This is a genomic window from Alkaliphilus serpentinus (assembly GCF_009017255.1).
Taxonomy (GTDB): domain Bacteria; phylum Bacillota; class Clostridia; order Peptostreptococcales; family Natronincolaceae; genus Alkaliphilus_D; species Alkaliphilus_D serpentinus.
Genome location: NZ_WBZB01000025.1, coordinates 22,161 through 36,382, shown reverse-complemented (window position 1 = coordinate 36,382; position 14,222 = coordinate 22,161). Strand labels below are relative to the sequence as shown.

Below are 14,222 nucleotides of genomic sequence, written 5' to 3'. Positions count from 1 at the left end.
TTATAATGTAAATATTACTAGCGTATTTACAAAACTATCATAGTATGATGTTGCTTACTATAGCATTAAAATCAAATTAAATATTCATAAGGGGGATCATATGCCACGTTTAGCACGAGTAAAAAGCAATACAGGTATTTATCATATAATGGTAAGGGGAGTAAATAAACAAGATATCTTTAAGGATGATGAGGATAGGGAGAGATTCTTAGATACATTATTAAGATTCAAGAAAGAAACTATGTTTAATCTCTATGCCTATTGTCTTATGAATAATCACCTTCATTTATTATTAAAGGAAGATGAGGTTAATATTTCAGATATCATTAAGAAAATAAGTACAAGCTATGTTTATTATTTTAATTCTAAATATGAAAGAGTGGGGCATTTGTTTCAGGATAGATATAAAAGCGAGGTAGTAGAAGATGATAAGTACTTTTATTCAGTAATAAGGTACATTCATCAAAATCCAATAAAGGCAAGAATAGCAAATATAGAAGACTTCAAATGGAGTAGCTATAAAAGTTATATCTATAATGAGGAATTAATAGATACAGATTTCTTTTTAAATATGTTAGCAACTAATAGAGAAAAGGCCATAGTAAGATATATTGATTATATGATGGAAATCAATAATGATAGGTGTATGGAAATAGATGAATTCAGCAGATTAAGTGATGAAAAAGTTAAAAGGCATATTATCCAGCTTGGAAATCTAAAAAATATCGCTGATATCCATAAGTTGGAGAAGATAGAGAGAAATAATTTGTTGCGGAAAGCAAAAGCTTTAGAAAAAGTTTCGATACTTCAGGTATCGCGAATAACAGGAATCAATAGAAGAGCCATAGCCAAGGTGTAGCAATGAGAACCGTCCCCGTTGTGATGGATTTGTAAAAACCATTAAGGACACTTGAAGGTATATATTTGAAATATGGTTTCAAAATTCAGGCTATGAATTTGCTGATGGAAGGGTAGAATTTGAATTCTATGATGAGAGATGCCATTCAGCAACAGATGTTATTATGGAAATATATATTCCAGTTGTAAAAATATAAAATTTAAAGGGGATAGAGTATGAATTTTTACGGAAGCTTGTGTACACAGTTGTATGATTTAGATAAGCCTAAACCTCCTGAAGATGAGTTTGATTTTTATCTAGGATACTTTAAAAATAAGGATATAAAAATATTAGAGGCCATGTGTGGTTCAGGAAGGTTTTTAATCCCCTTCTTAGAGATGGGATATGATATAGAAGGCTTTGATCTATCTGAAGATATGCTGGCTGCATGTAGGAGGAAGGCTAGCAAAAGGAATTTAAACTGTAGAGTGATGAACTCAAAGGCTAAGGATTTTAAGTCTGATATTAAATATGACCTTATTATTACACCGGGAGGCTCCTTTGTCACCATAAAAGAAAGGGAGAAGCTCTTAGAAAGCTTGAAAAGCATGTATAATTGTTTAAAACCTAATGGGAAATTTGTTATAGAGATTCTAACAGATAACATTAAGGGCAGTAATAATAATACTTGGAAACAATCTAAGGCTTTAGAAAGGGAAGATGGTAAGGTTATTGTAGAAAGTAACCAATCTCAATATGACCAAAGCAATAAGCTGATTAAGTATCCTTTGAAGTATGAGCTTATAGATGGAGGAGAAATAATTGAAACAGAATCCATGGATTTGTACATCATGCTTTATGGGATTCATGAATTTAAAGAAATACTAGAAGAGGTAGGTTTTAAGATGTTAAAAACTCTAAGGGCATATACCCAAGAAGCTGCAACTCCAGAGGACAAAACAGTGATATATGAATGTTCAAAAAAGTAAAAAAGAGTGAAGCTTAGGCTTCTCCCTTTCGACATCTATTGAATAAAATGTCAAAGATTGATATAATTTAATCATAGATATTCTCATATTATTTCCTTAAAGAAGGAATAAAAAGGAGGCGGAGATTTGATTATTTCAATAATTGTCACAGCACTTACTATTGCATACTACTTTTTCTTAGACTCCTTATCTCCAGCCATGGTTACAATAACCCAGTATGCCCCCTATGTTATATTCTCCTTTGGTATGCTTATGGCCTTTTGGTTTAACCGAAGTCGAATTTTTTTTATCTAACCTTATCTATTGGCTATATAGCCATTAATACCCTATGGAATAACCCCAATGTAAATATAGCTATTTCTTTTTTTATACCCTTAAATATCCTGATTTTTTCCCTTCTTAAGGAAAGGGGCTACTTTAGCATATGGGGTCTGTTAAGATTTGCCTTTATATTCATACAGACTTTGATTCTAGTCTGGGTTTATTTTAATGGTAGTAATGGAATAATTACTAAACTTTCTACAAATGCATTTCCTTGGTTAAAAACCTCTGTACCTGATTATGCCATACTCTTGTTTTTTATTGTGGGAGGGATATTACTAATGAAGGCCATCCTATATAGGGCTTTTCTAGAGCCATTTCTATTGGGAGTCTTGGCACTGGCCTTTATTTCGCTAAATTTTGTTGAAAATAATCCTCTAATTACCATCTTTTTACTGGTGGAGGGATTATTTTAATTGGTGCAATCATTCAACTTACCTATAATATGTCCTATCTTGATGAGTTAACGGGCTTACCAGGCAGAAGGGCCCTTAAAGAGGCCATGCTAAAACTTAGTGGTAACTATGTTATTGCCATGCTGGATATTGATTTCTTTAAAAAATTCAATGATCGTTATGGCCATGATGTTGGTGATGAGGTCTTAAAAATGGTGGCAGCCAACATAAAGCAGGTTCATGGAAATGGAAAGGCATATCGTTATGGTGGTGAGGAATTTACAATTCTTTTTCCAGGTAAAACAGTATCTGAGGCCTTGCCCCTACTGGAGGAGGTAAGACAAATAATCGAAAAGCGCTCCTTTGTTCTAAGGGGTAAGAATCGCCCAAAGAATAAGCCCAAAACCGTTACTAAGAACAATGGTCAACAAAAGAAATTAAGTATAACCATAAGCATTGGGGTTGCGGAAAAGACCAATGACACAAGATTACCCCAAGATGTTCTCAAAAACGCAGATAAGGCATTGTATCGCGCTAAGAAAAAGGGGAGAAATTGTGTAAGTAAATAACATGTAGTCTAAGGAATATGTCAATATAAAAGGCCATGATGCTACTCATGGCCTTTATCATCATACTGCCGCTAGCTTTTCTTCTTGGGTGTCTCTATCTTCAATTAATAACTCATTCAGCTCATCAAAGCTTAAGGTTTCCCTTTCCATTAGGGCTGTGGCAATGATATCTAACTGATTTTGATTCTTCTTTAAGGTTTCAAGGGTATCCTTATAGCAGCCATCTATTATTTTATTCATTTCCTTATTAATTTCTCTACTTAAGGATTTAATCATAGATGGTTCTTGGCTGATATAGCCTAAATCACTCATACCATACTCACATACCATTTGGGCAGCTAAATCCGTAACCTTTTTCAAATCATCCTTAGCTCCTGTTGACAAGTGGTTAAATACAACCTCCTCCGATGCTCTGCCTCCCAGCATAACCATCATTTTTTTAATTAAGTCATCCTTAGTAAGGATATATCGGTCTTCTTGGGGCATTTGCAGCACATATCCCAACGCCTGTCCCCTGGGAATAATAGAAACCTTTTGGATCATATCGGTTTTTAAAAGCTTACCTATTAGGGCATGACCCGCCTCGTGGTAAGATACAATTTCCTTTTCTTTTAATAAAACATTAGGATTTTTAACCTGCAGACCAGCAACTACCCTTTCAATTGCTAGGTCAAAATGCTTAGAGCTTATAACCTCTTGATTTTCTCTTACGGCGATTATTGCAGCTTCATTGGCTATGTTTGAAAGATGGGCGCCACTCATCCCATGGGTTTTCTTAGCCAAATCCGCTATAGAAACTTCGCTGCTTAGAGGCTTGTTTTTGGTGTGAACCTTTAGAATATCCTCCCTAGCCTTCATGCTGGGATTGCCAATATACATATGACGATCAAAGCGTCCAGGCCTCATCAGGGCTTCATCTAATAGATCTAATCGATTGGTTGCTCCTATAACTACCACCGTCTGATCGGTATTAAAACCATCCAGCTCAACCAACAGCTGATTAAGGGTTTGATCCTTTTCGTTGTTGCTCTCCAAATGCCGCCTTGCCCCAATTGCATCTATTTCATCAATAAAGATCACACTGGGGGCCTCTTTCTTAGCCTTCTCAAATAAGGCTCTTACCCTTTTTGCTCCTACACCTACATATTTTTCCACAAACTCAGACCCACTGGCAGAAAAAAAGGCAGATTTTGTTTCCCCAGCTACAGCTGATGCCAAAAGGGTTTTTCCTGTACCGGGAGGGCCATAAAACAGAATACCCTTGGGGATCTTAGCTCCCATTTTCTTATACTTCTCTGTTTTCTTAATGAAATCAATAACCTCAATAAGCTCCTCCTTAACCTCATCTAAGCCTGCCACATCTTCAAAGGTAATTTTGGGCTTTGTGAAAATCTCAGCATTATGCTGATCCTTTTCCTTTTTATCGTTATTGATTGTTGCGTGGGCATATTGTGGAGAATGATCTAATTTGTTATAATAAAAAAACAGTACAAAGGTTATACCGATTACCAAAATTCTATCGTAGCTGGTGAGCTTGCTTTTTATACCAGTATCACCCCATAAAGGTAACACAGACATTACAGACAAAGCTATAAAGATGCATAGGAGTACAAATATTATTCGTTTTTTCATTACCGCACCACCTTATAATTGTCTCTAATGATATGTTAACCCAAATGAATATAAAAAATTATAGACTTAGGCAATATTAAGACAGGAAAAATTAAGTAGATAATGCAATCTTAATTTGATGTTGAAACTATATCAGTTTTTTACTTGGATAAACCACTTCATTGATAAACCTATGGAAAAATATCAGGAAATGGTGCATACTATAATATAAAATACTATTGACAAATCTTGTGGGAATTGATAACATATTATAGATGACAACAAAGTAGAAGTTTCGCTTCTCACCTTGTGGTTTAAGACCAGCAGGGTTAATAGGATGATTATAGTTGGTTACTTATAATTTTTCTATGATTTTTGAAGCGAATACATTAGTATTTGCTTTTTTTATTGTATAAAATATAAAACAAAATTTAATTGGAGGTGTCAGCTTATTAGGGATTTGAATGAGTTGCAAATTAACGAAGACATTAGAGATCGTGAAGTAAGGGTAATTGATGCTGAAGGAGAGCAGTTGGGAATTATGTCAGGTAAGGAAGCTTATGCCTTAGCTGTTAGTAAAAGCTTAGATCTAGTTAAAATCGCTCCCCAAGCAAAGCCACCCGTTTGCAGAATCATGGACTACGGAAAGTACAAATATGAGCTTGCAAAAAAGGAAAAGGAAGCTAAAAAGAAGCAAAAGATTGTTTCTGTTAAAGAAGTAAGACTTAGCCCAAACATAGAGGAGCATGACTTAAACGTTAAGGCCAATCAAGCTTTGAAATTCCTTAAGAGTGGAGATAAAGTAAAGGTTACTTTAAGGTTCCGAGGTAGAGAATTAAGCAACACCAGCATGGGCCAAAAGGTTATCGCTGAATTTGCCTCTTTGCTTACGGAGGTTTGCACTATAGAGAAAGAAGCAAAACTTGAAGGGAAACAAATGATCATGATTTTAGCACCAAAGAATGCATAATTTGAAGGGAGGAACACACAATGCCAAAAATGAAAACCCATAAAGGAGCAGCAAAAAGACTTAAAAAAACTAAAACAGGTAAAATCAAGCGTTTTAAAGCTTTTAAAAGTCATATTCTAACAAAGAAGTCTGCTAAGAGAAAGAGAAATCTCCGACAAGCAGCAATTGTTTCAAAAGGTGACCAAAAACGTATTCAGCAATTACTACCATAGTAAATTTAGAAAAGGAGGTTTAATACAATGGCTAGAGTAAAAGGTGCTGTAAATGCACGTAAAAAACATAAAAAAATATTAAAGCTTGCTAAAGGCTTTAGAGGAGCAAGAAGTAAACTTTTTAGACCAGCTAATCAGTTTGTTATGAAGGCTTTAAAGTATGCCTACATTGGAAGAAAGCAAAAGAAAAGAGATTTTAGAAAGCTTTGGATCACAAGAATCAATGCAGGAACTCGAGCAAATGGATTGTCTTACTCAAGATTCATTAATGGATTAAAGGCTAGCGGCATTCAAATGAACAGAAAAGTTCTTGCAGATATGGCTGTTAATGATAAAGAGGGATTTGCTCAATTGGTTGAAACAGTAAAGCAAAAATTAAACGCATAAAATCCAGTATGAATAGTTTAACTGTTAAAAAAACAGTTATAGGAAAACCCAGTCATTGGAACGTACACATAAATACGTAAGAATGCTGGGTTTTTATAGTAAAAGGGTTATGGGGCTTTCCATAACTGTGAACTATAAAATTCATCATTTCTGATGGGTCAATAAAAATGGGAATGATATGTTATTCTTTGGCAATACTTTATTTAAGAATTCTTCATATTACTTTCCATATTTTTTCTTTAATGCTATAATAACTATATTATATATATTATGATTTTCTCAAATGAGGGGGATACAGTATGGTGGAAAAATTTAAAGGCAACAAGCTAGACCCTACTCAAGTATTGATTTTGGGATTTGCATCCGTTATTTTTATTGGTGCAATTCTATTAAATCTACCATTCGCTTCAATTACTGGTAAAAGTATTGGCTTCCTAGATGCTTTGTTTACATCTACTTCTGCAGTGTGTGTAACTGGACTGGTGGTTGTAGATACAGGCACCTATTGGACAGCCTTTGGAAAAACCGTAATACTGATACTCATACAAATAGGCGGTTTAGGCTTTATGACCATGGCTACGTTATTTGCCATTGTTTTAGGAAAAAGAACTTCACTAAAGGAAAGGCTCATCATGCAGGAGGCTTTAAATCAAAATACCCTATCGGGATTGGTTCGCTTTACCCAATACATTTTAATTGGTACCCTTGTAATAGAAGGTATTGGAGCCATATTATTATCCACTAGGTTTATACCTCAATTAGGCTTGTCTAAGGGCTTAGCCTTTTCCATCTTCCACTCTATTTCTGCCTTTTGTAATGCCGGTTTTGATATTGTTGGTGGGGGAGTTAGCTTAATTCCCTATGTTTCAGATCCTGTGGTGAATATTACAATAATGCTTTTAATCATATTTGGAGGCTTAGGTTTCCCAGTCATAGTAGAATTGATAAGAACTAGAAACTTCAAAAAAATAAGTCTTCATGCCAAAATCGTACTATTTATGACAGCCCTCCTTATCTCAATGGGGTTCTTTGCCTTTATGGCATTGGAGTGGAATAATCCCAATACTATTGGGGAGTTGGATTTTGGAAGTAAGGTTCTGGCTTCAGCCTTTCAATCTGTAACTCCTAGGACAGCGGGCTTTAATACTATTGAGATGAGTCAGCTTACAAATGCATCTAAGCTTTTGACGATTATACTTATGTATATCGGGGGTTCTCCTGCATCCACAGCTGGGGGTATTAAAACGGTAACCTTCGGAGTGATTCTGTTTACGATTATTTCTGTTATAAAGGGTAAGGAGGATACAGAGCTATTTGGAAGAAGGCTTTCAAGATTTGCAGTTAATCGTGCTTTAACCTTGGGAGTTGTAGGAATGGGACTCATAATTTTTATAACAATGGCCTTAACCATTTCTGACGGAGGCTTTACCTTTATGGAGGTGTTGTTTGAGGGAGTATCAGCCTTAGGAACAGTAGGCTTATCTTTAGGAATAACCTCTAAGCTTAGTGAGTTGGGTAAGGTGATTATTATTATAGCAATGTTTATTGGAAGGCTTGGACCCCTGACAATAGCCTTTGCCCTTGCCACTCAGCAACGAAAAAATAAAGGAACGATAAGATATCCGGAGGAAAAAATTATTGTTGGATAGAGGTGTTTAAAATGAAGCAGTATATTGTAATTGGCTGTGGTCGTTTTGGAAGCAGTGTAGCAAAAACCCTATATAAGATGGGCCATGATGTTTTGGCCATCGATGGAAACGAAGATATAGTTCAGAATATATCAGAGGAGGTTACCCATGCTGTTCAAGCAGATGCCACCGATGAGCATGCCCTTAGATCACTAGGCATACGCAACTTTGATGTTGCAGTTATAACCATTGGCTCCGATATTCAATCTTCAATTATGGCCACATTAATTGTTAAGGAGCTTGGTGTGAAATATGTTGTAGCAAAGGCTCAAAATGAAATGCATGCAAAGGTTCTATATAAAATTGGTGCCGATAGGGTGGTATTTCCAGAAAGGGATATGGGAATGAGAGTTGCCCATAATCTAGTATATACCAATATTTTAGATTACATTGAATTGGCTCCAGAATATAGTATTATGGAGGTTACTGCCCTAGAGGATTGGATAGGGAAAAGTCTTTTAGAGATCAATATAAGATCTAAATATGGTATTAACGTAATGGCCATAAAGCATGAGGGTGACAGAATAAATGTTTCACCTACTGCTAAAGATATTATAAACAAAGATGATGTTCTAGTGGTTATTGGTCATAATAATGATCTTAAGAAGCTAGAGAGGGAATAGGTGATTTAATTGGTAGATCAAATCATCACCAGTGAAGGAAATCCCATAATCAAAAGCATAAATGGCTTAAAGCTTAAAAAGAATCGACAACGGCAACAGCAATTTGTGGTTGAAGGAGTACGAATGTTAGAGGAGGCCATAAGAAATGGCGTAAATCTAGAAATGGTTCTTTATAGCCAGGGGCTATTGAAGGTCAATGGGGGACCACAGCTGTTAACTAGGCTATCGGATAATTTTTTAATCTACAAAGTTGATGATAAGCTTATGGACAAGCTTTCAGATACAGAAAATCCTCAGGGTATATTAGCTGTTGCAAGTATAAAAAGCATTGATATAGAAAAGCTTTTTAACAAAGACAATCTATTTATTGTGACCCTTGATAGAATTCAGGATCCTGGAAATATGGGTACCATTATCAGAACAGCAGAAGGGGCTGGAGCAGATTGTGTTATTCTAACTAAAGGCTCTGTCGATCCCTATAATAGTAAAGCCCTAAGGGCCTCAATGGGTGCCATATTTCATATACCAGTTATTCAATGGGAGGATGACGAAGCAGAGCTGATCTCTACTCTAAAAGAAAAGAAAATAAAGCTCATAGCCAGTGATGTTGATACCAAAACCCTATATCTAGATATAGATTATAGCAATCGGTTTGCAATAGCTATCGGCAATGAAGCCAACGGCATCAGCAAAAGGATTTTAGAGGAAGCCGATGAAAGAATTAAAATCCCTATTTATGGGAAAATTGAATCCTTTAATGCTTCTATAGCTGCAGCAATCTTAATATATAAAGCAGTAGAGGGAAAACAATAAAATGGTAAGAAATTTCAAAAAACTTAAAAACTAACAGCAAAGCTCCTTGTTAAGCCATTTAACCTATGCTATAATAAATCTATAATGGCTAAGGAAGGAGTGTAATATAATGAAAACCTCTGAAATTTTCTGGAGAATTTTTGAACTTACCGGATCCGTAACAGCCTATTTAATCTATAAAGAACTGATTATGAATTAATTATTTTGTGTTGATGAACATATTCATATACTTATTTGCAGAGAAGGAGACAAGTATATTGTAGACTGTTTTTTAGAGAGAAGGTGCCACTGGGCTGAAAGCACCTTTATAACAAGTACAATAGAATTTCACTCCAGAGCTGTAGGATTGAAATGGTAGTAGGTCCTGCCGGGTAATTCCGTTAAATATATTACGAGTGGTGCTATTATGCGCTATTAGGGTGGTACCGCGGAGCATGCCTTCGTCCCTTATGGGATGAAGGCTTTTATATTTTTTGAAAACATTTTTAGAGAGGAGTAGTAGAATGGAAGGAAAATTAAGAGAACTGCAACAAAAGGCCAGTGAAGAGATTCAAAGGGCCCTTTCCACAGAGGAGTTGGAAAAGGCCAGAGTTAAATATCTTGGCAAAAAGGGGGAGCTAACAGAGGTATTAAGAGGCATGGGTAGCCTTTCTGCTGAAGAGAGACCCCTTGTTGGGAAGATTGCCAATGAGGTTAGAGAAACTATTGAAGACCTTCTTTCAAAGGCCAAGGATCAGTTGAAGGAAAAGGAACTTCAACAAAAATTAGAAAAAGAGGCTATTGATGTTACAATGCCAGGAAAGGCTGTAAAAATTGGTAAGAAGCATCCTATCACTCAGGGGATGGATGAGCTCAAGAACATCTTTATCGGAATGGGCTTTAAGGTGGTGGAGGGGCCAGAGGTAGATACCGCCTACTATAACTTTGATGCTTTAAATGCACCTAAAAATCATCCATCAAGGGATATTAGTGATACCTTTTATATAACAGAGGATCTTTTATTAAGAACCCAAACCTCACCAGTACAGGTTAGAACCATGGAGAAAATGAAGCCTCCCATCAGGATTATATCACCAGGAAGATGCTTCAGAAATGATACCCCGGATGCTACCCATTCTCCAATGTTTCACCAATTGGAGGGTTTAGTTGTAGATAAGGGAATAACCCTAGGAGATTTAAAGGGAACTCTGGAGGTATTTGTTAAACACTTCTTTGGTAGCCAAACAAAGGTTAAGTTTAGACCCCACAATTTCCCCTTTACTGAACCCAGTGCTGAGGTTGATGCCAGCTGCTTTAAATGTGCAGGTGAAGGCTGTAGCTTTTGTAAGGGTAGCGGTTGGATAGAGCTATTGGGGTGTGGAATGGTTCACCCCAATGTCCTTAGAAACTGTGGTATAGACCCTGAAATTTACAGCGGTTTTGCCTTTGGTATGGGAATTGACCGCTTAATTATGAATAAATATGAAATTGATGATATTCGTCTGTTGTTTGAGAATGACATGCGTTTCTTAAATCAATTTTAATAGGAGGAATTAAGATGCTAGTACCTGTAAGATGGTTAAAGGATTATGTAAATATAGACATAGATACAAAAGAGTTTGCAGATAAAATGACAATGTCTGGCTCGAAGGTAGAAACCATTGAAAAAATGGGAGAGGGAATTGAAGGGGTTGTTGTGGGAAGAATTGAAAGTATCAATCCCCACCCCAATGCCGACAAGCTGGTTATATGCAAGATCAATATAGGCCAACAATTGCTTCAAGTTGTAACGGGAGCCACCAATATAAAAGAGGGAGATTATATCCCTGTTGCAGTAGATGGTGCAAAGCTGGCGGGTGGATTAAAAATAAAGAAGGGTAAGCTTAGAGGTGAGGCATCAGAAGGGATGCTGTGTTCTCAAGAGGAGATGGGAATTTCTAAGAACCTTATCCCAGAAGCCCTAAAGGATGGTATTTGGATTCTTGATAAGGAATACCCCCTTGGTGTGAATATTATGGAGGCAATCCCCTTTGAGGATGAAATCATAGAATTTGAAATTACATCCAATCGCCCAGATTGCTTGAGTATGCTTGGAATGGCCAGAGAGGCAGCTGCAACATTGGGTACAAAGTTAAAATATCCTGAGATACAGCTAAAGGAAGGTAAGGAAAAGGCAGCTGAGAAAATTAAGGTTAAGATTGAGGATGTAGAGGGTTGTCAAAGATATGTGGCTAAAGTGATTAAAAATGTAAAAATTCAACAATCTCCCCAATGGATGCAACAAAGGCTCATGAAGGCCGGAGTTCGTCCCATTAACAATGTAGTAGATGTAACCAATTATGTGATGCTGGAGTATGGTCAACCCCTCCACGCCTTTGATTTAGAAAAGATCGCAGGGGATACAATCATTATTAGAAAGGCTAAAGATCAGGAGGAATTCAAAACCTTAGATGGAGTTAATCGAATCCTGAATGCTGATATGACTATGATTACCGATTCTGAAAGAAGCCTTGCCATAGGTGGTGTCATGGGTGGAGAGGATTCAGAGATTACAGAGACTACTCAATGGATTTTGCTAGAATCTGCCAACTTCAATAACGATTTAATAAGAAGCACCTCTAAAAGGCTTAACCTAAGAACAGAGGCATCCTCTAGATTTGAAAAGGGTGTGGACCCTAACTTGGCAGATATTGCTGCCGATAGAGTATGCCAGCTAATAACAGACCTTGAAATTGGTGAAGTATTAGAAGGAATGGTGGAGGTCTATCCAACTAAGAAGGAAATCATCCAAACTAGCATAAGACCTAATAGAATCAATCAGTTATTGGGTACAGATTTATCTATAAAGGCCATGGTGGAAATATTAAAGGCCCTTGAAATAGAAGCTGTTGAAGAGGGAGAAGAAATTAAAGTAAATATACCAACCTTCAGGAATGACCTTCAGATGGAGGCAGACTTTGTTGAGGAAATTGGTAGAATTTATGGCTTCGATAAGATTGTTCCGACAATGGCAAGGGGGAATATTGTCGTTGGTGGCAAGACCAATGGTCAATTGATGGAGGAGCTTGCCAAAAGTCAATTGAACTCTATGGGCTTTAATGAGGTTCTTAGCTATTCCTTTGTAAGCCCTAAAAGCGTAGAAAAAATATTGTTGCCAGCAGACAGTATTAAACGAAACTTTGTAAGGCTAATAAACCCACTGGGGGATGAGACCAGTGTCATGAGAACCAGCCTTCTACCTAATATGTTGGATATTTTATCTAGAAATTTTAATCGTAAGAATGAAGAGGTTAGAGCCTTTGAGCTGGGTAGAATATTTATCCCAAAATCAGAGGAAAGTAAAGAGCTACCCTATGAAATTCCAAATCTAGTTCTTGGTGTTTATGGGGAAGGGGAAGACTTCTACACTCTAAAAGGAGTTATTGAAACCCTTTTGGATGGCATGGGTATAAAGGATTACAGCTATGAGGTTGAAAAGCATCATCCAACCTATCACCCAGGTAGATGTGCCAATCTTATGATTCATGATAGGGTTGCCGGAGTTTTGGGGGAATTGCATCCTTCAGTTCTTGAAAATTACGATATCCATAAAAAATGCTATTGTGCCGAATTGGACTTTAGTATTCTAATGGCCCTAACAAGGCTGGATAAACTATATCAACCCCTACCCAAATATCCTGCCATCACCAGAGACTTTGCCATCGTAGTGAAGGAAGATCTCTATGTAAGGGAAATTGAAAAAATCATCAGTGACAAGGGTGGAAAAATCCTTGAAAGCTTTAAGCTATTTGATGTTTATAGGGGTAATCAGGTACCAGCGGGTTGCAAGAGTGTTGCCTACACCTTAACCTATAGACACAAGGAAAGAACCCTAACGGATGAGGATGTTAACAAGGTTCATGAAACAATAGTTGACACCATTACCCAACAGCTTGGTGGTACCCTAAGGGATTAAGCTTTTAAAGGATTAAGGTCCCTTCAGTCTTAATCCTTTAAAAAATTCATAAATCTTGAAGGATATTTAACCTTTTTCAAGAAATAGATAGTTGATGGGAGATAACAAACCATTTAAAGGGGAAGATATTTATGAAGGGAAAAAATAAAATTCTTATCAAAATTAATGGACAAGAATACCCTATTGTTGGATCAGAGCCAAAGGAGTATCTACTTAAGGTTGGCAGCTATGTGGATGATCAAATGGAGGAAATTGCAAGAGGAAATAAGCGGCTAAGTACCGCCATGATTGCAGTTTTAACATCTATTAATATTGCTGACCAATATTTAAAGCTGAAGGATCAAATGAATGGTCTTCAGACGCAGGTTAATGCCCCCTTAAATGAGCTTGAAAAGGCAAAGGAAGATCTAGATGCAGCCAATAGGGTCTTAGAGGACAAGGATGCTGAAATCTTTAAGCTGGAGGAACGGTTGAAGTATCTAATGGCCTTTAAGGATAATCATCAAAATGAAGTGATCAGTTTAAGGGAGAGCCTTAATGAAAAGGAAGTAAACCTTAATAAAGCTGAAGAGATTATCAACGATCTTCAGAATAAGCTCTTCGAGAACCAGATTAAGCTGGTGGAAGCCCGAAAGCAAATTGAGGACTATTTGGAAAACACCAAAAAGTTCTAATTTAATTTATTAGTATGTAAAAGTAGTGATATAATAATATTGCTACTTTTTTTATAGCCATCTATAAAAAAAGAATGATAAATGTTAAATGTTGAATTTATGTAGTAATTTGCTTTTCAAATTACTTTCAAGATATTAAGTAATTCATTAGTTTCATTTTTACATCAAGTATCTAACCGCTTTTTAATGTTTTATCAA

The 14,222-nt window shown here is 36.5% G+C and carries 17 protein-coding genes and 1 other annotated feature; of the genes, 16 read left to right on the top strand and 1 reads right to left on the bottom strand.

Features of this window, described 5'->3' with window-relative positions:
* Positions 1 to 100: 100 nt before the first annotated feature.
* From F8153_RS08440 to F8153_RS08425, 6 genes are all read left to right on the top strand, one after another.
* Entirely contained in the window at positions 101 to 859 is a 759-nt protein-coding gene (locus F8153_RS08440) for a transposase (protein WP_151865920.1), read from the top strand.
* Positions 860 to 920: 61 nt separating this feature from the next.
* Positions 921 to 1,055: a GyrI-like domain-containing protein gene (locus F8153_RS16735; RefSeq protein ID WP_151865980.1), complete on the top strand. Its 135-nt coding sequence runs from the start codon at positions 921 to 923 to the stop codon at positions 1,053 to 1,055.
* A gap of 19 nt (positions 1,056 to 1,074) precedes the next feature.
* Entirely contained in the window at positions 1,075 to 1,827 is a 753-nt protein-coding gene (locus tag F8153_RS08430; protein WP_151865919.1) for a class I SAM-dependent methyltransferase, read from the top strand.
* Positions 1,828 to 1,953: 126 nt separating this feature from the next.
* Complete coding sequence (locus F8153_RS16080) at positions 1,954 to 2,121, top strand: hypothetical protein (RefSeq protein ID WP_192929729.1); 168 nt, start codon at positions 1,954 to 1,956, stop codon at positions 2,119 to 2,121.
* 170 nt (positions 2,122 to 2,291) lie between these two features.
* On the top strand, positions 2,292 to 2,564 hold the full coding sequence (locus tag F8153_RS16075; protein ID WP_192929728.1) for a hypothetical protein: 273 nt from the start codon (positions 2,292 to 2,294) through the stop codon (positions 2,562 to 2,564).
* Positions 2,565 to 2,593: 29 nt separating this feature from the next.
* Positions 2,594 to 3,112: a GGDEF domain-containing protein gene (locus F8153_RS08425; protein WP_151865918.1), complete on the top strand. Its 519-nt coding sequence runs from the start codon at positions 2,594 to 2,596 to the stop codon at positions 3,110 to 3,112.
* Between the two features lie 60 nt (positions 3,113 to 3,172).
* Here F8153_RS08425 and F8153_RS08420 read toward each other — a convergent pair whose 3' ends face one another.
* On the bottom strand, positions 3,173 to 4,744 hold the full coding sequence (locus F8153_RS08420) for an ATP-dependent metallopeptidase FtsH/Yme1/Tma family protein (protein WP_151865917.1): 1,572 nt from the start codon (positions 4,742 to 4,744) through the stop codon (positions 3,173 to 3,175).
* A 439-nt stretch (positions 4,745 to 5,183) separates the two neighbouring features.
* Between F8153_RS08420 and infC the strand changes: the two genes are divergently transcribed.
* From infC to zapA, 10 genes are all read left to right on the top strand, one after another.
* Positions 5,184 to 5,693 carry a translation initiation factor IF-3 gene (gene infC, locus F8153_RS08415; protein ID WP_151865916.1) on the top strand — a complete coding sequence of 170 codons (510 nt, stop codon included), beginning with the start codon at positions 5,184 to 5,186 and terminating at the stop codon, positions 5,691 to 5,693.
* A 20-nt stretch (positions 5,694 to 5,713) separates the two neighbouring features.
* Entirely contained in the window at positions 5,714 to 5,905 is a 192-nt protein-coding gene (gene rpmI, locus F8153_RS08410; RefSeq protein ID WP_151865915.1) for a 50S ribosomal protein L35, read from the top strand.
* A gap of 27 nt (positions 5,906 to 5,932) precedes the next feature.
* On the top strand, positions 5,933 to 6,292 hold the full coding sequence (gene rplT / locus F8153_RS08405) for a 50S ribosomal protein L20 (protein ID WP_151865914.1): 360 nt from the start codon (positions 5,933 to 5,935) through the stop codon (positions 6,290 to 6,292).
* A gap of 299 nt (positions 6,293 to 6,591) precedes the next feature.
* Positions 6,592 to 7,941 carry a TrkH family potassium uptake protein gene (locus F8153_RS08400; RefSeq protein WP_151865913.1) on the top strand — a complete coding sequence of 450 codons (1,350 nt, stop codon included), beginning with the start codon at positions 6,592 to 6,594 and terminating at the stop codon, positions 7,939 to 7,941.
* A gap of 11 nt (positions 7,942 to 7,952) precedes the next feature.
* Positions 7,953 to 8,603 (top strand): potassium channel family protein, encoded by a 651-nt coding sequence (locus F8153_RS08395; RefSeq protein WP_151865912.1) that lies wholly within the window; start codon positions 7,953 to 7,955, stop codon positions 8,601 to 8,603.
* Between the two features lie 9 nt (positions 8,604 to 8,612).
* Positions 8,613 to 9,416 carry a TrmH family RNA methyltransferase gene (locus F8153_RS08390; protein WP_151865911.1) on the top strand — a complete coding sequence of 268 codons (804 nt, stop codon included), beginning with the start codon at positions 8,613 to 8,615 and terminating at the stop codon, positions 9,414 to 9,416.
* 109 nt (positions 9,417 to 9,525) lie between these two features.
* Positions 9,526 to 9,615 (top strand): YqzL family protein, encoded by a 90-nt coding sequence (locus F8153_RS08385; RefSeq protein WP_151865910.1) that lies wholly within the window; start codon positions 9,526 to 9,528, stop codon positions 9,613 to 9,615.
* A 31-nt stretch (positions 9,616 to 9,646) separates the two neighbouring features.
* Positions 9,647 to 9,867, top strand: a binding site (T-box leader).
* A 52-nt stretch (positions 9,868 to 9,919) separates the two neighbouring features.
* Complete coding sequence (pheS, locus tag F8153_RS08380; protein ID WP_151865909.1) at positions 9,920 to 10,939, top strand: phenylalanine--tRNA ligase subunit alpha; 1,020 nt, start codon at positions 9,920 to 9,922, stop codon at positions 10,937 to 10,939.
* Positions 10,940 to 10,953: 14 nt separating this feature from the next.
* Positions 10,954 to 13,350 (top strand): phenylalanine--tRNA ligase subunit beta, encoded by a 2,397-nt coding sequence (gene pheT / locus F8153_RS08375; protein WP_151865908.1) that lies wholly within the window; start codon positions 10,954 to 10,956, stop codon positions 13,348 to 13,350.
* 131 nt (positions 13,351 to 13,481) lie between these two features.
* Positions 13,482 to 14,024 (top strand): cell division protein ZapA, encoded by a 543-nt coding sequence (zapA, locus tag F8153_RS08370; protein ID WP_151865907.1) that lies wholly within the window; start codon positions 13,482 to 13,484, stop codon positions 14,022 to 14,024.
* Positions 14,025 to 14,222 lie beyond the last annotated feature (198 nt).